Genomic DNA, 20,143 nt, shown 5'->3' on the forward strand with positions numbered 1-20,143 from the left:
CATGCCGAGCACCCCGACGACGCCGACCCGGCCCACCCGCCGGTTCGAGTACGTCGACGACGGCGCCGCGATCTACCGCGCCTCGTTCGCCACGATCCGTGCGGAGTCCCGGCTGGACTCGCTGCCGGCGGACGCGGAGACGGTCGCGGTTCGGATGGTGCACGGGACCGGCCAGACCGACCTGGTCGACGACCTCCGGGTGCATCCCGCCCTGGTGTCCGCGGCCCGCTCGGCGCTGCGCGCCGGGGCGCCGATCCTCACCGATGCGCGGATGGTCGCCTCCGGCGTGACCCGGGCCCGGTTGCCTCGCGACAACGAGGTCCTGTGCGCGCTCGGCGACCCGCGACTGCCCGCGCTCGCCCGGGAGATGGGCACCACCCGATCGGCGGCCGCGCTCTCCCTGCTGGAGGACCGGTTGGAGGGGTCGGTGGTCGCGATCGGCAACGCGCCGACCGCCCTGTTCCACCTGCTGGAGATGCTGCTCGACGGCGCTCCCCGGCCGGCCGCGATCATCGGCTGCCCGGTGGGGTTCATCGGGGCGGCGGAGTCCAAGGACGCCCTGGTCGCCACGGATGTCGGTGTCCCCTGGCTGACCGTGCTGGGGCGCCGTGGGGGCTCGGCGATGACGGCCTCCGCGCTCAACGCGCTGGCCCGTGAGGAGGAGCTGTGACCGGTCATCTGTACGGCGTGGGGCTGGGCCCCGGGGACCCGGAGCTGATCACGCGCAAGGCCGCACGGCTGATCGAACAGGCCGACGTGGTCGCCTACCACGCCGGCGTCGGGAAGCAGTCGAACGCCCGCCGGATCGCGGCCGACCTGATCCCGGCCTCTGCGGTCGAGGAGGAGCTGCGCTACCCCGTCACAACGGGCACGACCGACCACCCGGGTGGGTACACCGGAGCGATGGCCGACTTCTACGCCGACTGCACCGACCGGCTCGCCGCCCACCTGGAGGCCGGCCGCGACGTCGTCGTCCTCGCCGAGGGCGACCCGCTGTTCTACGGGTCGTTCATGTACCTCCACGACCGGCTGGCCGACCGCTTCCCGACCGAGGTCGTCCCGGGGGTCCCGGCGTTCGCGGCCGCGACGGCGGTGCTGCACGCGCCGCTGGTGCGGCAGACCGACGTACTCACGGTGCTGCCCGGCACCCTGGACGTGCCCGAGCTGGCGCGCCGCCTGGCCGACACCGACGGCGCGATCATCATGAAGCTCGGGCGGCGCTTCCCGGGGGTCGTCGAGGCGCTGCGGCAGGCGGGCCGGCTGGAGGGGGCGATGTACGTCGAGCGCGCGTCCATGCCGGCCGAGCGCTGGATGCGGGTGGTCGACGTCGACCCGGCGACGGTGCCCTACTTCTCCCTGATCGTGGTGCCCGGCGACACCCGCCCGTCGGTGGTCGAGCCCCCGTCGGTGGTCGAGCCCCCGTCGGTGGTCGAGCCCCCGTCGTCGGTGGTCGAGCCTGTCGAGACCACCCTCAAGGTCGTCGGCCTCGGCCCGGGCCCGGAGGCGTGGCTCACGCCGGAGGCGAGCGCAGCGCTGGCGGAGGTGGACCACGTGGTCGGCTACGCGCCGTACGTCGACCGGGTCCCGCAGCGCGCGGGCCTGACACGGCACGCGAGCGGCAACACCGTGGAGACCGACCGTGCCCGCCTCGCCCTCGAGCTCGCAGCGCGCGGGGAGCGGGTGGCCGTGGTCTCCGGTGGCGACGCGGGCGTCTTCGGGATGGCGAGCGCCGTCTTCGAGGTGGCCGACGACTACCCGTCCGTCGAGGTCGAGGTGCTGCCCGGCGTCTCGGCCGTGCAGGCCGTGGCGGCCCGCGCTGGGGCGCCGGTGGGCGCGGACTTCGCGGTGATCTCGCTCAGCGACCGGCTCAAGCCGTGGGCGGTCGTGGAGGAGCGGCTGCGGGCGGTCGCCCAGGCCGACCTGGTGTGCGCGGTCTACAACCCCGCCTCCCGGTCCCGCACCACCCAGGTCGCCCGGCTCCGCGAGGTCTTCTCCGAGCATCGGCCCCCGGAGACCGTCGTGGTCGTGGGACGCGACGTGGGCCGCGACGAGGAGTCGCTGACCGTGACGACGCTGGGCGAGCTCGACCCGGCGGCGATCGACATGAAGTGCCTGCTGATCGTGGGCGCGACCTCGACCCGGGTCACCTCGTCGGGCCGGGTGTGGACGCCGCGCTACGTCCGCGACGAGGTGCCGGTGTGACCGTCCACTTCGTCGGCGCCGGCCCGGGGGCGGAGGACCTGCTCACGCTGCGCGCGGCCCGGCTGCTGGCCGAGGCGGACGTGGTGCTCTACCCGGGGACGTACGTCGGCGCCGTCCTCGCCCACTGCCCCCCGACCGCCGAGCTGATCGACACGGCGGTGCTGGATCTCGACCAGATCACCGAGCATCTGGTGACGGCCGCGCGGGCCGGGCGCCGGGTGGTGCGGCTGACCTCGGGCGACCCGTCGCTCTACTCCGCGCTGTCGGAGCAGACCGCGCGGCTCGACGCCGCCGGTGTGGGCTGGTCGGTGGTGCCCGGTGTGCCGGCGTACGCCGCCGCGGCCGCGCTGGTCGGGCGCGAGCTGACCGTGCCGGAGGTGGCGCAGAGCGTGGTGCTCACGCGCACGCAGGCGCGCTCCACCGCGATGCCGGCCACCGAGACCCTGGCGGCCTTCGCCGCCACCCGCGCGACGCTGTGCCTGCACCTGGCGATCACCCGCATCCGGGAGCTGGCCGCCGAGTTGGTCGAGGAGTACGGCGCCGGCTGCCCCGTCGTGGTCGTGTACCGCGCCACCCAGCCCGACGAGCTGGTGCTCCGCGGCACGCTGGCCGACATCGCAGACGCGGTCGAGGAGGCCGGGCTCCGGCAGGCGGCGGTCGTGCTCGTGGGCCCCGCCCTGGCGAGCCCCGGCGGCGAATCCTGGCTCTACTCCGCCGATCGTCCCCGCTGAGTCCGTCGACCCCGGCCTGGTTTGCCGTGTGTTCGCTACACAAGCCGAGCGAGGTCGTCGTAGTCGTAGCCCCGAGCGACCCTCAGCACACTCCGGCGCGCCGAAGCACCTCCAGCGGTGACACGTCAGCGTCGTAACCCAGGGAGCGGTCTTTCGCATCTTCCGGCCCGCGCTCCGACCCGGGCGTGATGACCACCGAAGCGTCGGAATTGCTGTCGGAGGTGTCGGACGGCGTCTCTGTGATCGACACCGATACCTCTGTCGCAGCGCCTACCGCGCGACACCGCTACCAAACTGACAACCAGGGCCGACACGAAGGTAGCGACGAAACGCGCGAGGCTAGCCATGCTGCTCGGTCGCCGCCTGCCACACTGTATCGAAGGTGTCGGCGTCGATCTCGTCTGGGATGAATTCCTCCTGCTCAGCCACTTCCTCGATCGAGGGCATGAGCGTCTCTGAGAGCTGCGTCGACCCCGTCGCTCGCGTCGCGTCTGCAAAGTCCGCGTGGCCGTCACGATAGATCTCGACCTTCCGGACTTCTTCTCCGTTGATGATCTCGCTCAGCAACGTGACAGGTTCGCCATCAAGATCGTGGATCCAAGCCACGCGCATGTATCGCCTCATCAGTTGGCCCCCCAAGAGATAAGGCGCCGGGTGATATCAAGCGGTGCTTCTCCGGGGATCACGTAGACGCCGTCCCTGCCCTTGGTTACGTTCAGCCCCGTTGCGTCGATCTCCACGTAGTTCTTGAACCGCTGGCCTTGGAAGGGCTGACCCAGGAAGCACCTCGAGGTCCTCCGCGCCCTCGCCGTCGGCCTCTCCGTCAGCACCGACGCTCTCGTGTTCAACGAGGATGAGCGCGGTCTCGCCGACGACCAGCTCCGCCTCCACCTCGAAGCGCTCAACCAACTCGACGACGACGAGAAGAACACCGTCATCAACCTCATCGAGTCCATCCTGCTGCGCCACCAAGCCCGCCGACTCGCACGCAGCAGCTGACGGGGATCAGGCGGACTTGCCGGTCTCGTAGACCAGGCGCTCCTGCTTCTCGAAGTCGTGAAGCACGTCGGCCACCGCCTGCGCGGACTGTCCTTCGACGTCGATAGCCAGCAGGCTCGGCGATGACCACTCAATCTGCGCACCCAGTGCCTCCACGGCCTCGACCGTCGCGTCTCGATAGCGGTACAGGGGCCGCTCGAAGTACGCGCGGAAGATACCGCCCCGAGCGGTTCAGGACGCGGCTCAGGACGTACTGTCGACTGCCCTGCGGCGCCGTCTCGACCGTGTCCCCGAGCGCGAGGTCGTAGAGAAAGAACGGAATACAGCAGATCTCAAACTGGTTCTCGCCGACCTGCTTTGCCCACAGTTGCTCGAAGCGGCCGGCCTCCGGCAGAGGCGCATTGATGATGAAATTCGCGCGCTCCCGCCAAACCGGCTCGGCGTGCGTCGAGAACTGCTCTGCAGCGGCGCTCACGGGAGCCCCCACCACAAAGGCGGCCACATACCTTCGAATCCGGGCGGCGGGTTCACTGGGTAGTCCCTGGCACCCTTCGAAGCGTTACCCCACCCACACGTCGTCTGCCCGTTCTCGAACGTCGCATTCCCTCCGCGAGAACGCGGGATTGCGTGGTCAACCTGGGGTCGGTCGGTTTCCATCCGGCAATAGACACAAGTACTCGGGTTCTCATCAAGAACGTCCTGGCGAGTCTTCTGGGAAAATGGCTTGCCGGCAGTCGGGCCACCCTGTGCACCAGCCTTGATCTCGGGTGCTGTCTTTGCGGCAACTTGCGATCGCTGAACGACGACGAGGCCTGCCTCACTGCCGGCGTTCAACCCGGTGACGCCGTGGCTACTCCCTTCGGATCGCACGAACCGAGCAGTGTCGTCGTAGTCGTAGATCGTCGGGGCATTGCGCGCGCCAGTGCGCGCCGAAGAGCCATGCGACTCGTGGTCGAAGGCGTCGTAGGTGGTGTACTCGCAGATGTCCGTGGGCGGGCCACGCCCTGACGCGGCGTCGCTGCCGGGAGCGTTGTAGACCGGTGCGTCGAAGACGTATGTCGCATCACGAAGGCTGGTCGATAACGATACTGCGGTCGCCGGCGACGCGAGCCAACCAAGCACGGCCATCGCCGTGGCCAGCAGCAGGCGCAGGAAACCGCTCATTCGGTAGTCCCGCCGCAGGCGGCCACCAGCGCTCGACACGCGTTCCACAGGTCCTCCGCCGTGGAAAGGTCACGATGCTCAAGCAGCACCACCGCACCATCCGCGACTCGATACGCCTCCAGCTCGCACTCGCCCGAAGCCCAAACCGTCAACTGTCCAGCGGCACCGTCACCTTCGAGCACGAGCCACGCAGATCGCTTCTCAACGTCCGCAGCGCCGAGCTGCGCACGTGCCGACAGTCCTCGTCCGCTGACGGCGTTCCAGTTCTGTGTCCAGTCCACCAAGAGGTCCAGGTAGTTCAGCACGATCCCACCACCACGATGTTGCACGCTGGCACCGGGAACTGAACTGGCGAGCCACGCCGCTCCGCTAGCCGAGCGAGGATGTGGTTCGGACCTGGGATCTGCGCACCACCTGGCCAGCCGGATGGGAAAAGCGAAGTCCGAGGCACGTCGAACTCAACATACTTACTCCCTGACGCCGCCTGCTTAGCGTACGTCGACATGTTCGCCGGATCGGCCACGTGCGTTGTACCGCCACCTCCGACCTGAACCTGACCCGACTTCTGCATCTTGAGGAGCTCGTCGTCACCCATCCAGCGGCCCACACGGGTGAAGTCGTCACCTGCGTTTGCGGCTGCTCGGCTGATGAGTTTGCCTGCACCGTAACGACTGCCGAACGCCATGGAGGCGCTGAGAACGACGTCACCGGCGCACGACCCCTTCGAACAGTTGGTGGCCGCGATCGCCACCCCGGAAGCGGCGTTGACCGCGGTGGCTGTGACGGCGATGCCGCCTGCGACGGGTGCGGCGGGAGCGCAGATCACGATCGAGGTGCAGCCGACGGCAACGACGCTCGCGCCGGTCGCAACATAGCCCGAGACGGTGTTGACGTCTTGGAGGAAGTTGTCCCAGCTGTAGAGACCCAGCGGGTCGGTATAGAGGGCGGGGTTGCCGCTCGCATATTCATAGGCGTCTCCGGTTCCACCTTGGTCTGGGGTGGCGAACGTGGCGGACCCCGGCCTGTATTGGCGGACGCCCATTTGGTAACCACCGGTGCCGAGGTTGGGAGCGCCCGTGTACCTGATCGGCGATGTCGGTCCGCTGCCGGTTATGGAGCGGGCCGAGCCGTAGGGCTGGTAGTCGTAGGACTTGAGGACATTGCGAGTCGCGTTGCGGGTCTGAACGATCGACCCGATGTCGTCTGTGGTGTGGAAGCTGGTCTCCGCGCCAGAGACGGTCGCCACAACCTCCCGCCCGTAGATGAACGCATGTGTAACCCTCGACCCCCTCCGCATGCCCACGAGCTGGGCTGACATCGGGTCGTAGTCGTACTTAGTGCTTGTGCCGTTCCGCGTTGTGGAGACCAGTTGGCCATTCCCGTTGTACTTGTATGTCGTGGTGACGCCACGTCTGTTCGTGCTGCGGGTGATCTGGCCAGCTGCGTTGACGTCGAACTTGGTCCCGCCTTCGACGGAGCGATTTCCGTCTGCGTCGTACTGGAACTCAGTGGTCGCGCCGCTCTGCGTCTGCGTTGCGAGTTGGTCATATGCATCGTAGGTGCGCCTCACGGTTCCCGCGGGTCGTTGCTCGCTGACGATGTTGCCGTTCGCGTCATAGCCATACCGGATGTAGTCCGTCGCGCCATCACACGAGCTGGTCTCGTAGCAGACCGCGGTCAGGCGGTTTCGGGAGTCGAACAGTTGGGTTCTGACGACCCCGGACTTGTCAGCCACCTTGATCGGGTTGCCTTCGATGTCCCGCGTGTACGAAGTGAGTCGGAGCGTGGTTCCCGCGGGGTTCCTCGTCCGAGTGCTTGCCAGAAACCCGTCGCGGGAGAATCTCTCGATCGTGTCCATGCCGTTGGCTGTGGTCCGCGTGATCGAGTTCTTCGCCGTGTCGTAGGCGTATTGCGCTATGACCGTGGCGCCACGTTTGACTTGGCGCAGGCGCCCATCGGGGTCATATGTGTAGGTGACCGCGGTCTGACCGGGCGCAGTCCTGGACGCGAGGCGTCCGTTGTCGTCCCAGGCGTACTTCCACGTATCCGTGCCGCGGAGGACGGTGGTCGGACGATCCAGGGAATCGTACTTGTAGGTCGTCGTGCCCGTTCCGTCGGTCATCGACTTGCGTCTACCCAGCTTGTCGTAGGCGAAACTCACATCCGGGGTGGCGTCGGAGTAGTCGACCTTCGTCAGCAGGCTGCGGATATCCCAGGTGAAGGTCGCCTTCCGGCCGGTCGGCATGCTCGCGGTTCGCCGCCGACCGGCAGAATCATAAGTGAACGACCAGGCTCTGTTGCCCCTCGTCACCGACGTGAGCCGGTTAGCTGCGTCGTAACCGAATGCAGTCACCTGGCCACGCCCGTCGGTGTTCATGCGAACGTTGCCGTTGGCGTCGTAGGCGAAGGACTCGGTCGACCCATCCGGCAGAGTGAGCTGGGTCAGATGACCAGAGTTGTCATAGTGGTAGGTGGTGCGCCCTCCACGCCCGTCGGTGCGGGTCGCTACCCGACCGAAGGAGTCGTAGGTGAACTTCGCCTTGATCCCGCTCGGACCGGCAACCCGCAGCACCCGGCCCGCCGCGTCTCGGCTGTAGGTGGTACTCCACGACCCCGAAGCACCGGCGACGTTGCCCTGGGGTGGTGTGACTCTAGTAGTCCGACCGAAGCCGTCATAGGCGTAAGTGGTCTTGTTCCCCAGTGGAGATGTCCGGCTGATCAGGTCCCCGCTGTCGGCAGCGTAATCGTAAGACCACACCTTCTGGGTGGGGTCCGTGAATGTCTCCAAGTCGAATGTCGAGGGGTCATAGGACATCGACGTCGCCGCAGTGGGCAACGGCGGCGTGACCTTCGTGAGGTTGCGATTGGAGTCATAGCCGAACGTCGTCGTGCGGTTCGCCACATCGACATCTGCGGCCGGTTCGCGAAACGAGCCCGCATAGTCTGTCGTCTCTACCCCACCGCGGGCGTCGGTGCGGCTGGTGCGCCGCAACTCAGCGTCGTAGTCGAATACCGTCTCCTGGCCGCCTGGTCCAGAGACTCGGAACAATTGCCCCTTGCTCGTCCAATCGAAGGTGGTCGTAACGCCCGTGGGGTCCGTCTGCTCGACCAACCATCCGTTCGCATACACATCTTTCCAGCGCCCACCCCTAGGGTCGGTCATCGTTGCGATCGAGCTGGCAGCGTCCCAACCGAACCTGGAGACGTTCCCGTCTCCGTCTTTCTGAGTCGCCACCCGGCCATCACTGCCGTAGGTGAGTTGGACCTGCGGAACGCTGGTCGAGGAGTTGCGAATGGACGACAATCGTCCACCAGCGTCATAGCCGTACAGTATTTCCTCGCCACCCGGCTTAGTGACTTTCGCAAGCCGCCCATCGGCGTAGGCGTAGTCCGTGACTGCAGAGGGCTCTCCAGCTTCCGACCCGAGGGCTGTCACCGAGTCGAGCAAACCCGTCGACGCGTCGTAGACGTACTTCAGCGCTCGACCCGAACTCGAAACCATCGCCACCCGACCGGACCCGTCACGAGTCACCTCGTAAGCACGACCGCTGCGATCAGCGGCTCGGGTCAACAAGCCCGCCCTGGTGAACCTGAGCGACCAGAGGTCTTCGGTTCTCACCGTGAATGTACCGTCCGGCCTCTCGGTCAGCCTCGCCGAGTTCCCGAAAGGGGGCCGCCAAGTGGTTCCGGAGGAGTGACGAAACTCGACGCTCGCACCCTGGCTGGTCCGCCAAGTCACCTGTTCGCCGGGCTCGACCACAAGGGAGTCACTGAACGAACTCGTCCACCCCGCCCCGAGCGGTCCCCGCCGAGTCAGCCCCGAGTCATAGGATCGCCACACATCCAGGCTGCCGCCGCGCACCGGCATGGAGAAGTCCTCATCCGCGTGCGTGAACGCCCCCGTTAACGAGTTCACGGGGTCGCCCTGCATGCCCAGCACCGACTGTCCACCAACTCGATAGCCGGATGGATAGACCGTCGAGGGGAACGAGACCACCGTCCCGTTGTCGAATGCGGCACCGCCTGTGGGGTAACTGGGTCCGACAACATCGAACCTCACGAACAGGTTGCCGAAGTCTCCGCCCTGGACTCGTTTCCCGACGTCGTACTGCGAGCCTGGAGGACACACTTTGGGGATGGCGAGTGCCTTCGCGAAGATGATCTTCCCTGGGGGATCGGTCGCAGTGATAGTGGTCGTACCCGACGCCAGTGGTGGCAAGTACCCGCAGTTGCTGAGCCAAAGCTTGAACGACCAGTCGACGGTCTCCGACGGGGGCTGACACGTGTCACCGGTCTGATCGAAGTACGAGCGGGCAGTAGTGCTCGCGACCTGCCCCGGGGCCACGACGCTGGGAGAGATATCGGCGTCCAGCCGCAGGAAGGAGACGCAGTCCGCCCCGAAGGCCGACGGCGTCGGCGGGTCGCCAAGGACGCCGCCCAAAGCCAGCAAGACCAGCGCCAGAATTCGGGCCACAGAACGACCGGGGTTGCGCATCAGCCATCCCTCCGAGAGGGCCGGCCCATCCGACTCACGATCGAAGAGATATCAGAACGGAGACCACGCAGCCACTCAACCCGCCGGGTCACCGTGCCTCACAACGACGAAAGGAGCGACACGCGACCCGCGCCGCCCCTTTCGCCGCCGTACTGCTCAGGCCTGCTGGGCCAGCCCGAACTGGATGTTGCCCTCCTGGTCGACGCCGGAGTCGAGGACCTTGTCGGCGAGCAGCTCGGCGGCCGAGGCGTCGAGGTAGACGCTGGCGCCGTCCTGCTCGATCGTCTGGTCCTCCGGCTGCGCCTCGGTCGCGGGGCTGACGGACAGCGACTGTCCGTCGGGCTCGACGGCGATCCGGAGCCCCGACAGCTCGGGGTCCTCCTCCGTGAGCTTGTTGACGAGCGTGGTGACATTCTCGGTGAGAGCGAGCACTCGTCTCTCCTTCCGATAGCGGGCATGACCTCTCCACCCTTGCTCGCCGGTGGTGAGCGCACTACCTCCGGTCGGGTGGGGCCACCCAGCACCACTGGGTCACCGTCCGGGCCGGCGCCCAGCCGCGGAAGCTCCCGACCGCGTCGGCCGTCTCGACCGAGATCCGGGTGAGCTCGCCGCCGAGCTCCGCGTGCCGGGCGGCCAGGAGCGCCTCGGTCTCCAGGGTCACCCCGTGCACCACCAGCCGACCGCCGGGTGAGAGAGCCCGCAGACACGCGTCGAGTACGCCGTCCCGCGTGGCGCCGCCGCCGACGAAGACGGCGTCGGGTCGCGGCAGGTCGTCCAGGGCGGCGGGGGCGTGGCCCTCGACCACGGTGAGCCCCGGGACCCCGAGGGAGACGGCGTTGCGGCGGTTCCGCGCGACCCGCTCGGGATGCGACTCCACCGCCACCGCCCGGCAGCCCGGATGGGCGCGCATCCACTCGATCCCGACCGACCCGGCGCCCGCGCCGACGTCCCACAGCAGCTGTCCCGGCACCGGGGCGAGCCGGGCGAGCGCGGCCGCTCGAACGTCGCGCTTGGTCAGCTGCCCGTCGTGCTCGTAGGCGTCGTCCGGCAGCCCCGGCGCCCAGCTGGCGACCCCCTCGCCGTCGATCTCGAGGGCGAGCACGTGGAGCGGCGGCGGGTCCAGGTCCGCGTCCTCCGCGGTGGTCTCCTCCCGGCTCTCCGCGGCGGATCCCAGGTCGCCGAGCACGGTCATCCGGGTCGCCCCGAACCCCGCCTCCTTGAGCAGGACCGCCACGGCTCCGGGCGTCGTCGCGTCTCGGGAGAGCACGAGCACGCGACGCCCGGGCGCCAGCTCCCGCCGTACCTCCGCCGCGTCGGGGCGCGCGACCCGCACCACCGCGCACGACTCGGCCGGCCAGCCCATCCGGGCGCGGGCCAGGGCGGCGGAGGAGACGTGCGGCAGCACGGTGACCGGGATCCCGAGGTCGATCAGGGTCGAGCCGACGCCGGCCACCAGCGGGTCGCCCGAGGCAAGCGCGACCACCGGCGGCTCCAGGGAGGCGAGCAGCTCCGGAAGCCCCTCGCGCAGCGGCGTGGGCCACACGACCCGCCTGGCGGTGATCGCGGTCGGCAGCAGGTCGAGCTGACGGGGCGAGCCGAGCACCGTCGCGGCAGCGGCCAGGGCCTCCCGCGACGCCGGGACGAGGCACTCCCACCCGTCCGCGCCGATCCCGACGACGGTGAGCGGAGGAGGGGCGGCCGGCACGCGGACATGATGCCAGTCGTCGGCGCCGAGTGGCACCGCTAGGGTGGCCTGCGACAAGAGCAGACAGGTGCGAGGTGCCCCGCGAGGGGAGAATCAGGGAAGCCGGTGAGAGTCCGGCACAGGGCCCGCTGCGGTGACCCGCGTCGAGGTGATGCCTCGGCCGCGGGAAGTCCGAAGACCGGCCTCGCACCGCCCCCACGCTGGCGGAAGAGCGGGAGACCCGGATGCCACAGCAGTACCCCTTCACGGCCGTCGTCGGCCCCGACGACGCTCAGGGCGACATGACGCTCGCGCTGCTCCTCGCGGCGCTCGACCCCGGCATCGGCGGCGTGCTGGTGCGCGGGGAGAAGGGGACGGCGAAGACCACGACCGTCCGCGGCCTCGCCGAGGTGCTGCCCCCGATCGCGGTGATCGACGGCGACCGCTTCTCCGTCGACCCCGCCGAGGCGGACTCCTCGCCGGACGCGCCGTTCCCCTCGCCCGTCGTGAGCGAGCGCGGAGTGCGCCTGGTCGAGCTGCCCGTCGGCGCCACCGAGGACCGGCTGCTCGGGTCGATCCACCTGGAGAAGGCGCTCACCGAGGGGCGGGCGGAGTACGACCCCGGGCTGCTCGCGCGGGCGCACCGCGGGCTGCTCTACGTCGACGAGGTGAACCTGCTCCACGACCACCTGGTCGACGTGCTCCTCGACGCCGCCGCGACCGGCCGCGCGCAGGTCGAGCGGGACGGCGTCTCGGTGAGTCACCCGGCCCGGTTCGTGCTCGTCGGGACGATGAACCCCGAGGAGGGCGAGCTGCGGCCGCAGCTGCTGGACCGCTTCGGTCTCACCGTCGAGGTGCGCGCGCCACGCGACCCCGCGCTGCGGGCCGAGGTGGTGCGCCGGCGGATGGCCTTCGACCTCGACCCGGTGGGCTTCGCCAAGGAGTACGCCGACCGCCAGCGCGCGCTCACCGAGCGGATCGCCGCGGCCCGCGAGCTGCTGCCCCAGGTGCCGCTCACCGACGCCGTGCTGCGGCGGATCGCCCGTGTCTGCGCGGGTTTCGAGGTCGACGGGATGCGCGCGGACCTGGTGGTCGCGCGGGCCGCGGTGGCCCACGCCGCCTGGCAGCGCCGTACCTCCGTGCTGCGGGAGGACATCCGCACCGCCGCCCTCCTCGCCCTCCCCCACCGCCGCCGCCGCAACCCCTTCGACGCCCCCGGCCTCGATGAGGACCTCCTCGACCGCCTGCTCGACGAGGACGACCCCGACCCGGACCCCCAGCCCGAACCGGACCCGGACCCGTCTCCCCCACCCGATGCCGAGTCGGCGCCAGTTGACGGCGAGTCGGCGTCAATTGACGCCGACTCGGGGGGAACTAGCGCCGACTCGGGGGGAACTGGCGCCGACTCGGCGGGGCGGGTGGCGGCGCCGGGGGCGACGTACCTCCCCCGCCTCTTCACCGTCGAGGGCACCGGCGACGGCGCCCAGGGGCGGCGCAGCCGTGCCCGGACGAGCACCGGACGGCGGGTCGGCGCGCGGCCGCTGGAGCACGGACCGGGCAGCATCGACCTCGGCGAGACCCTGCGCGCGTCGATCCCGCACCAGGCCGCGCGGGGACGCACGGCCGGGCCGCTCCGGCTCGCGCCCGCCGACCTCCGGGTCGCCCGGCGCGAGGGGCGGGAGGCCAACCTGGTGCTGCTGTGCGTCGACGCCTCCGGGTCGATGGCCGCGCGGCGCCGGATGGAGCAGGTGAAGGGCGCGGTGCTCAGCCTGCTGCTCGACGCCTACCGTCGCCGGGACCGGGTCGGCCTGGTGACCTTCCGCAACCGCGGGGCCGAGGTGGCGTTGGCGCCGACCGGCAGCGTGGACGTGGCCGCGCGGGCGCTGACCGACCTGCCGGCGGGAGGACGTACGCCGCTCGCGGAGGGCCTCCTCGAGGCGGCCGACGTGATCCGCCGGGAGCGGCTGCGCGACCCGAGCCGCCGACCGCTGTTGGTCGTGGTCACCGACGGCCGGGCGACCCAGGGCGAGGACGCCCTGCAGCGCGCGCACGCCGCCGCCGCGCACCTGGCCGCGCAGGAGGTCGGCGCGGTCGTGCTCGACTGCGAGACCGGACGGTTCCGGATGGGGCTGGCGCAGACGCTCGCCACCCACCTGCGCGCCCAGCACGTCCCGATCGGCGAGGTCAGCGCCGCCGCCGTCACCGAGGTGATCCGGAAGGGGGCAGCCTGATGCCGCAGGGCAAGCCGACCGCCGTACCCGACGACGGCCTCACCACCCGGCAGCGCCGCAACCGACCGATCGTCGCGGTCCACACCGGCGACGGGAAGGGCAAGTCCACCGCCGCCTTCGGGCTCGCGCTGCGCGGGTGGAACCAGGGCTTCGACATCGGGGTCTTCCAGTTCGTGAAGTCCGCCAAGTGGCGGATCGGCGAGCAGACCGTCCTCGAGCGGCTCGGCGCGCTGCACGAGGAGACCGGCGAGGGCGGTCCGGTCGCCTGGCACAAGATGGGCTCGGGCTGGTCGTGGTCGCGCAAGGCCGGCTCCGAGGAGGACCACGCCGCGGCGGCCGCCGAGGGCTGGGCGGAGATCAAGCGCCGGCTCGCCGAGGAGCGTCACGACCTCTACCTGCTCGACGAGTTCACCTACCCGATGAAGTGGGGCTGGGTCGACGTCGACGACGTCGTGGCCACGCTCCGCGACCGTCCGGGACACCAGCATGTGGTGATCACCGGACGCGACGCGGACCAGCGACTGGTCGACGCCGCCGACCTGGTCACCGAGATGCGCAAGGTCACCCACCCGATGGACGCCGGCCAGAAGGGCCAGCGGGGCATCGAGTGGTGAGTCTGCCGCGGCTGGTCGTCGCCGCCCCCGCGAGCGGCCACGGCAAGACCACCGTCGCCACCGGGCTGATGGCGGCGCTGCGCCGCGCGGGCCACACGGTCAGCGGCCACAAGGTGGGGCCCGACTACATCGACCCCGGCTACCACGCCCTGGCCACGGGTCGCCCGGGCCGCAACCTGGACCCCTACCTCGTGGGCGAGCAGCGGATCGTGCCACTCCTCCTGCACGGCGCCGCCGGCGCCGACATCGCCGTCGTCGAGGGCGTCATGGGCCTCTTCGACGGTCGGCTCGGCGCCGACGGGTTCGCCTCGACCGCGCACGTCGCGACCCTGACCGGCAGCCCGGTGCTGCTGGTCGTCGACGTCTCCCACGCCTCTCGCACCATCGCCGCGATGGTGCACGGCCTGCGCACCTGGTCGCCCGAGGTCGACATCGCCGGCGTGATCCTCAACAAGGCCGGCACGGAGCGACACGCGGAGGAGGTACGGCGCGCCCTGGGCGACGCCGTACCCGTGCTCGGGGTGCTCCGCCGCGACGACGGCATCGAGGCGCCCTCGCGCCACCTCGGCCTGGTCCCCGCCGAGGAGCGGGCCGACGCGGCGCGAGCGCTGGACCGGCTCGCCGACCAGGTGGCCGAGCGCGTCGACCTGGACGCGGTGGTCCGGCTCGCCCGCGGCGCGCGAGACCTCGCCGGGGAGCCGTGGTCGGCCGCCGAGGCGATCGGCGAGGAGCCGTGCGCGCCCGCGCGGATCGCCGTCGCCGGCGGACGCTCGTTCACCTTCCGCTACGCCGAGACCACCGAGCTGCTCGAGGCGGCGGGCGCCGAGGTCACCACGCTGGACCCGCTGGCCGACCGGGCGCTGCCCGACGGCACGACCGGGCTCTACCTCGGCGGCGGCTTCCCCGAGATGCATGCCGCCGTGCTGGGGGCGAACGCCCCGCTGCTGGCCGACGTACGACGCCGCGTGGCCGGCGGGCTGCCCACGGTCGCGGAGTGCGCGGGGCTGCTCTACCTGTGCCGCAGCGTGCGCGGTCCGGCCGGGGAGCCGGCGCGGATGGCCGGGGTGATCGACGTGGACGCGGCGATGGCCCCGCGGCTCACGCTCGGATACCGCGAGGCGACCGCGACCGGCGACGACCTGCTGTCCAGGTCGGGCGAGCGGGTCACCGCGCACGAGTTCCACCGCACCGCCCTCTCCGGCGAGCCCGCGGGGCGGCCCGCCTGGTGGCTGCCGCAGCGCGTGGCGGCCGGGGTGGCGACGCCGACCCTGCACGCGTCGTACCTGCACGTGCACTGGGCCGGCCACCCGCACCTGGCGCGGCGCTTCGTCAGCCGAGCCGGATGAGCACCTCGCGGGCATCGTGCACCGTCGGGACGCCCGGCGGCGCGGGTGGGCGGCGCACCACGACCACGGGTACGTCGAGCTCGGTCGCGGCCTGCATCTTGGGCCAGGTCCAGGTGCCGCCGGAGTCCTTGGTGACCAACACGTCGCGGTCCTCCAGGACGGCCCGCTCGCCGTCGAGGTCGTAGGGGCCGCGGTCGCGCCGCACTCGCCACCGCGGCGGGAGGGCGAGGTCGGGCTCGTCGACCACCCGGACGAGGACGTCGGCCTCGGCGAGCGGGCCGGTGAACCGGTCCAGCGACTGCCGGCCGGTGGTGAGGAACGGCCGGCTCCCCAGCGCGGCCGCGGCCGCGGCGGCCCCGTCGTGGTCGGCGACCCAGTGCCAGGCATCCGAGCCGGGTACGGCGGCCCAGCCCGGCCGCTCCAGCCGCACCAGCGGGACGCCCGCCGCCGCGCACGCCGCCGCCGCGTTGGCGCTGATGCCCGCCGCGAAGGGATGGGTGGCGTCCACGACGTGGGTGACCCGCTGCTCGACGAGGTGGCGCCGGAGGCCCTCGGCGCCGCCGTACCCCCCGATCCGGACCGGCCCGACGGGCAGCCGCGGGTCCGCCACCCGGCCGGCGAGCGAGGAGGTCACGTCGATCCCGGAGTCGACGAGCAGCGCGGCGAGCTCGCGCGCCTCGGCGGTTCCGCCGAGCAGCAGGACGGTGGGCACGGGGTGAGGCTACGCCGCCGGCGCGTCGTGGCTGCAGCCGTCCCAGCCGGGCCGGTCGCGCAGGGTGATCGACACATGGTCGGTCAGGTCGAGGGTGGCCTCGCCGGTGCGGAGGAACACCATGCCGTGCGGCTCGGTCCAGAGGTATTCCGTCGGGCCGACCCGGCGATAGCTCCACCCGGCGAAGGTCTTGAGTCGATGGTGATGTCGACACTTCGGGACCAGGTTGCAGTCACAGGACGCGCCGCCCTCGCTCGTCGGGACCAGGTGGTCCTTGTCGCATCGGACGGCCCGTCGGTGGCAGTGGGGGAAGGCACAGGTCGGTTGTGCGAGAGCCGCGCGCAGCGCCATCACGTCGGTGACGGTGGTGGCGCTGCTGCGCACGTGCCGGGTGAGGTCGATGACCGGGCGGACGCGGACGTCGGTCTCCGGCCGCGCACACCATGCCGCCACCTGCTGGGCGAGCAGCGTGCGGACGGCCGCGTGGTCGAGGGTCGCGACGGGGTCGGGGCCGAGCAGCGCATCGCCGGTGAGGTGGACGACGAGCTCGATCACGCTCGGCCGGCCGCCGGGCCCCTGGGAGGCGGTGCGGAAGGTCTCGACCGACGCGGTGGGATCGGCGAGCAGCGCGGCAGCCCGGGCCGGGTCGGCCAGCCAACCGAGCGCCTGGGCTCGTCGGACGTCACGCGACTCGACCGGCAGGTCGAGCGCCCGGGCCCGCTCGGCCAGCGCCTTGGCCACCGCGGCGACCGCGTCGTCGAAGTCGGAGAGGTCCTTCCACTCTGCGCGGATCTGCATGGTCGCGATCCCGGTGTGCCCGATGGATGCCTCGTCGAGCTCGACGCCAACGGCGTCCAGGGCCTCCAGCTGCTCGAGCTCGCGCTGCTCGGCGTCGAGGAGCAGCTCGGCCTCGTCGATCCTCTGCTCCAGGCCTCGCTCGCCGATGGTGGCGGCGATCGGCTCGAGCACGCGGTCGAGGTGGTCGACGATGTCCGCGGGCCGGGCGTAGAGCGCGGCGGCGATCCGTCGGGCCCGGAAGGCCTCGATCTCGTGAGCCTGCACCTGTCGCCAGATCCGGGGCATCCGGTGCCGGAGGAAGAGCGCCTCGCGGATCATCCGCTCCCCCGCTGCCGTGGAGGTCCCGAGCGCGGCGGCGAACGACGCGCCGCTCGCCCAGTCGAAGCCCGGCACCCACGCGTCGAGCTCCTCCTCGCCCCACGCTCGCGCACCCTCGACATCGGCCCCCGGTGTCGATGCGGCCATCCACCCCGCGTCCTGGGCGCGCCGGATGGAGCGGCGCTCGGCATGAGGGGAAGGCGACAGCTCCGGGTGGGCGTCAGCCCACTCGACGGCCAGCAGCAGCTCCTCGCACCCGGCACGGCGGCGAGCAGCGCGGACCTCGCGCACGCGCTCCAGCATCGCGGTCGGCGTGACCGCGACGGGAGTCGGAGCGATATCGAGCATGTTTTTGATTATGCTCTCCCATGAGATCCGTTGCCAGAGACTTTGGGATGGACTGTCATCCGGGTCGGGACGGCCACCTAGGCTCGGGCACGTGGCGCGGCGCTCGGAGATCCCCGGTGAGATCCGGGTGCTGGTGGCCGCGGCGTTCGTGATCGCGGTGGGCTACGGCCTGGTCAGCCCCGTGCTGCCGGCGTACGCCCGCAGCTTCGACGTCGGCGTGGCGGCCGCGTCGGTCGTGGTCTCGGCGTTCGCGTTCTTCCGCCTGGTCTTCGCCCCGGCCGGGGGCGCGCTCGTGCAGCGGCTCGGCGAGCGGCCGGTCTACCTGACCGGCCTGCTCATCGTCGCCGCATCCTCGCTGGCGACCGCGTTCGCGCAGTCCTACGCCCAGCTGCTCGTGCTGCGCGGCCTCGGCGGCATCGGCTCCACCATGTTCACCGTCTCCGCGATGGCGCTGCTGGTCCGGCTCGCCCCGCCGCGCCTGCGCGGCCGGGTCTCGTCGATGTATGCCAGCGCCTTCCTCATCGGCGGCATGCTCGGGCCGGTGCTCGGCGGTGCGCTGGCCGGCTTCGGCCTGCGGGTGCCGTTCATCGCGTACGCCGTCGCGCTGGTGGCGGCGGCCACGGTGGTCGCCGTACGCCTCTCCGGGGCCCGGCTCCGCCCGGCCACCGAGTCCGGGGGTGAGCGCGCGCCCATGCACGTGCGGGAGGCGCTGACCCACCCCGCCTACCGGGCCGCGCTCGGGTCCGGCTTCGCCAACGGCTGGTGCAACTTCGGCGTGCGGGTGGCGGTGCTCCCCCAGCTCGTGGTCGCCGTCCACGACGCCCCCTGGGTCGCAGGGGTGGCGCTCGCCGTCGCCGCAGCGGGAACCGCGATCACCCTCCAGCTCGCCGGCCGGGGCGCGGACAGCATCGGCCGTCGACCGCTGATCCTCGGCGGCCTGGTCGTCACCGCGGTCGCGTTCGCGCCGATGGGCATCGCCCACCAGCTGCCGGTGCTGCTCGCCCTCTCCGCGCTCAGCGGCGTCGGCGCGGGCATGGTCAACCCCGGCCAGCAGGCCAGCGTCGCGGACGTCATCGGAACCGACCGGAGCGGAGGCACGGTGCTCAGCACCTTCCAGATGTCCCAGGACGCGGGAGCGATCCTCGGCCCGATCCTGGTCGGGCTGGTCGCGGACGCGGCGGGATACGGATGGGCGTTCGGCGCGACGGCGGCGGTCAGCCTGCTCGCCGTACCCCTGTGGCTGGCGGCGCCGGAGACGCTCCAGCGCTGAGTGGGATGATCGCGACATGCCCCGTCGCGACCATCGCATCGACGTGCCCCTCGACCATGCCGACCCCGGCGGCGAGACGATCGGCCTCTACGCCCGCGAGGTGTGGCGCGAGGGCGGGGAGACGCTGCCGTTCCTCGTCTACCTCCAGGGCGGGCCCGGCTCGGAGAGCCCTCGACCGAACCCGTGGGACCAGCCGGCCTGGATCGACAGGGCGCTGCGGGACTTCCGGCTGATCCTGCTCGACCAGCGCGGCACCGGGCGCTCCACGCCGATCGGCGGCATCGACCGGATCCCCGGCGACACGGTGCAGGAGAAGGCCGAGCGCCTCACCCACTACCGCGCGGACGCGATCGTCCGCGACTGCGAGCTGCTGCGCGAGCACCTGGGCGCGGATCGGTGGAGCCTGCTCGGCCAGTCCTTCGGCGGCTTCACCTCCACGACGTACCTCTGCCTGGCCCCCGACAGCCTCGCCGCGGTGCACATCACCGGCGGGCTGCCGGCCGTCGGGGTGCCCGCCGACACCGTCTACTCGGCGACCTACGCGGTAATGCGGGAGAAGTCGCAGCGCTACTTCGACCGTCACCCCGGCGACCGCGACCGCTTCCGTGCCGCGCTCGACCTGGCCCGCGACGGCGCGATCACCCTCCCCGGCGGCGATCGCCTGACGCCGGAGCTGCTGCGCACCATCGGCAGCAACCTCGGCATGGACGGCGGCGCGGAGCGGCTGCACTTCCTGCTCGAGCTCGACCCGATGGCGCCCGCGTTCGCGCACGACGTGCACGCGCTCCTCCCCTTCAGCGCGCGCAACCCGATCTACACCTTCCTGCACGAGTCCTCCTGCACCGACGGCGGCGCGAGCGGCTGGTCGGCACAGCGGGTCCGGCCCGACGACTTCGAGGCCGACGAGCTGCTGCTGACCGGCGAGCACATCTACCCGTGGCACTTCGAGCAGCGGGGCGCGCTGCGTCAGTACGCCGACCTCGCGGACCTCCTGGCGGCGCACGAGTGGCCCCGGCTCTACGACGAGGAGGCGCTGCGTCGGGCCGACGTACCCGTGGCGGCGTGCGTCTACTACGACGACGCGTTCGTGGACCGCGAGCTGTCGCTGCGCACCGCCGGCCTGCTGCCGCGCGTGCATCCGTGGATCACCAACGAGCACGAGCACAACGGGCTGCGCACCTCCGGCGAGAGCGTGCTGGACCGGCTGATCGGGCTGGCGAAGGGGCTCTGA

20 protein-coding genes and 1 riboswitch are annotated in these 20,143 nt (G+C 71.3%); of the genes, 9 read left to right on the plus strand and 11 right to left on the minus strand.

All coding sequences use genetic code 11. The features are described from left to right. The first annotated feature begins 1 nt into the window (after nt 1). The 3 genes from K8W59_RS15990 to cobM are packed head-to-tail and all read left to right on the plus strand — an operon-like array spanning nt 2 to nt 2,933. Complete coding sequence (locus tag K8W59_RS15990) at nt 2-670, plus strand: precorrin-8X methylmutase (protein ID WP_223395892.1); 669 nt, start codon at nt 2-4, stop codon at nt 668-670. Continuing rightward, nucleotides 667-2,202, plus strand: a complete 1,536-nt coding sequence (locus K8W59_RS15995; protein WP_223395894.1) for a precorrin-2 C(20)-methyltransferase — start codon at nt 667-669, stop codon at nt 2,200-2,202. Before K8W59_RS15990 ends, K8W59_RS15995 begins: the two co-directional genes overlap by 4 nt. Continuing rightward, complete coding sequence (cobM, locus tag K8W59_RS16000; RefSeq protein WP_223395896.1) at nt 2,199-2,933, plus strand: precorrin-4 C(11)-methyltransferase; 735 nt, start codon at nt 2,199-2,201, stop codon at nt 2,931-2,933. The genes K8W59_RS15995 and cobM overlap by 4 nt, the downstream gene beginning before the upstream one ends. Before the next feature lie 339 nt (nt 2,934-3,272). Here cobM and K8W59_RS16005 read toward each other — a convergent pair whose 3' ends face one another. Continuing rightward, entirely contained in the window at nt 3,273-3,545 is a 273-nt protein-coding gene (locus K8W59_RS16005; RefSeq protein ID WP_223395897.1) for a DUF6881 domain-containing protein, read from the minus strand. Nucleotides 3,546-3,556: 11 nt separating this feature from the next. Next, nucleotides 3,557-3,763, minus strand: coding sequence for an HYD1 signature containing ADP-ribosyltransferase family protein (locus K8W59_RS16010; RefSeq protein WP_223395899.1), 207 nt, complete (start codon nt 3,761-3,763; stop codon nt 3,557-3,559). Between the two features lie 10 nt (nt 3,764-3,773). Here K8W59_RS16010 and K8W59_RS16015 point away from each other — a divergent pair, with 10 nt between their 5' ends. Beyond that, entirely contained in the window at nt 3,774-3,932 is a 159-nt protein-coding gene (locus K8W59_RS16015) for a hypothetical protein (protein ID WP_223395901.1), read from the plus strand. A 6-nt stretch (nt 3,933-3,938) separates the two neighbouring features. Here K8W59_RS16015 and K8W59_RS16020 read toward each other — a convergent pair whose 3' ends face one another. From K8W59_RS16020 to cbiE, 7 genes are all read right to left on the minus strand, one after another. Further along, nucleotides 3,939-4,088: a hypothetical protein gene (locus K8W59_RS16020; RefSeq protein WP_223395903.1), complete on the minus strand. Its 150-nt coding sequence runs from the start codon at nt 4,086-4,088 to the stop codon at nt 3,939-3,941. Then, nucleotides 4,063-4,407 carry a DUF4265 domain-containing protein gene (locus tag K8W59_RS16025; protein ID WP_223395905.1) on the minus strand — a complete coding sequence of 115 codons (345 nt, stop codon included), beginning with the start codon at nt 4,405-4,407 and terminating at the stop codon, nt 4,063-4,065. Before K8W59_RS16025 ends, K8W59_RS16020 begins: the two co-directional genes overlap by 26 nt. After that, the gene (locus K8W59_RS16030) at nt 4,404-5,096 is read right to left on the minus strand and encodes an HNH endonuclease (RefSeq protein ID WP_223395914.1); all 693 of its coding nucleotides are present in this window, start codon (nt 5,094-5,096) and stop codon (nt 4,404-4,406) included. The genes K8W59_RS16025 and K8W59_RS16030 overlap by 4 nt, the downstream gene beginning before the upstream one ends. Continuing rightward, nucleotides 5,093-5,401 carry an immunity protein TriTu family protein gene (locus K8W59_RS16035; protein WP_223395916.1) on the minus strand — a complete coding sequence of 103 codons (309 nt, stop codon included), beginning with the start codon at nt 5,399-5,401 and terminating at the stop codon, nt 5,093-5,095. Before K8W59_RS16035 ends, K8W59_RS16030 begins: the two co-directional genes overlap by 4 nt. Further along, nucleotides 5,395-9,591, minus strand: a complete 4,197-nt coding sequence (locus K8W59_RS16040; protein ID WP_223395918.1) for a TreTu family toxin — start codon at nt 9,589-9,591, stop codon at nt 5,395-5,397. The genes K8W59_RS16035 and K8W59_RS16040 overlap by 7 nt, the downstream gene beginning before the upstream one ends. A gap of 156 nt (nt 9,592-9,747) precedes the next feature. Then, nucleotides 9,748-10,023 (minus strand): Fe-S cluster assembly protein HesB, encoded by a 276-nt coding sequence (locus K8W59_RS16045; RefSeq protein ID WP_223395920.1) that lies wholly within the window; start codon nt 10,021-10,023, stop codon nt 9,748-9,750. Between the two features lie 61 nt (nt 10,024-10,084). After that, nucleotides 10,085-11,296, minus strand: coding sequence for a precorrin-6y C5,15-methyltransferase (decarboxylating) subunit CbiE (cbiE, locus tag K8W59_RS16050; protein WP_223395922.1), 1,212 nt, complete (start codon nt 11,294-11,296; stop codon nt 10,085-10,087). Between the two features lie 55 nt (nt 11,297-11,351). Continuing rightward, nucleotides 11,352-11,497, plus strand: a riboswitch (cobalamin riboswitch). 23 nt (nt 11,498-11,520) lie between these two features. On the opposite strand from cbiE, the gene K8W59_RS16055 reads away from it, so the two are divergent. The 3 genes from K8W59_RS16055 to K8W59_RS16065 are packed head-to-tail and all read left to right on the plus strand — an operon-like array spanning nt 11,521 to nt 15,466. Further along, nucleotides 11,521-13,506 (plus strand): VWA domain-containing protein, encoded by a 1,986-nt coding sequence (locus tag K8W59_RS16055; RefSeq protein ID WP_223395924.1) that lies wholly within the window; start codon nt 11,521-11,523, stop codon nt 13,504-13,506. Continuing rightward, nucleotides 13,506-14,120: a cob(I)yrinic acid a,c-diamide adenosyltransferase gene (gene cobO, locus K8W59_RS16060; RefSeq protein ID WP_223395926.1), complete on the plus strand. Its 615-nt coding sequence runs from the start codon at nt 13,506-13,508 to the stop codon at nt 14,118-14,120. The genes K8W59_RS16055 and cobO overlap by 1 nt, the downstream gene beginning before the upstream one ends. Beyond that, the gene (locus tag K8W59_RS16065) at nt 14,117-15,466 is read left to right on the plus strand and encodes a cobyrinate a,c-diamide synthase (protein ID WP_223395928.1); all 1,350 of its coding nucleotides are present in this window, start codon (nt 14,117-14,119) and stop codon (nt 15,464-15,466) included. The genes cobO and K8W59_RS16065 overlap by 4 nt, the downstream gene beginning before the upstream one ends. On the opposite strand, the gene K8W59_RS16070 is transcribed toward K8W59_RS16065, so the two are convergent. Both K8W59_RS16070 and K8W59_RS16075 read right to left on the minus strand, forming a co-directional pair. Further along, nucleotides 15,450-16,178, minus strand: coding sequence for a cobalt-precorrin-6A reductase (locus tag K8W59_RS16070; RefSeq protein WP_223395931.1), 729 nt, complete (start codon nt 16,176-16,178; stop codon nt 15,450-15,452). The two genes, K8W59_RS16065 and K8W59_RS16070, sit on opposite strands and share 17 nt — an antisense overlap. Before the next feature lie 9 nt (nt 16,179-16,187). After that, complete coding sequence (locus K8W59_RS16075; RefSeq protein ID WP_223395932.1) at nt 16,188-17,642, minus strand: HNH endonuclease signature motif containing protein; 1,455 nt, start codon at nt 17,640-17,642, stop codon at nt 16,188-16,190. 91 nt (nt 17,643-17,733) lie between these two features. Here K8W59_RS16075 and K8W59_RS16080 point away from each other — a divergent pair, with 91 nt between their 5' ends. Beyond that, the gene (locus tag K8W59_RS16080; protein WP_223395935.1) at nt 17,734-18,912 is read left to right on the plus strand and encodes an MFS transporter; all 1,179 of its coding nucleotides are present in this window, start codon (nt 17,734-17,736) and stop codon (nt 18,910-18,912) included. Nucleotides 18,913-18,928: 16 nt separating this feature from the next. Next, nucleotides 18,929-20,143, plus strand: a complete 1,215-nt coding sequence (locus K8W59_RS16085; protein WP_223395937.1) for an alpha/beta fold hydrolase — start codon at nt 18,929-18,931, stop codon at nt 20,141-20,143.

The organism is Nocardioides rotundus (assembly GCF_019931675.1).
In the GTDB taxonomy this organism is placed as follows: domain Bacteria; phylum Actinomycetota; class Actinomycetes; order Propionibacteriales; family Nocardioidaceae; genus Nocardioides; species Nocardioides rotundus.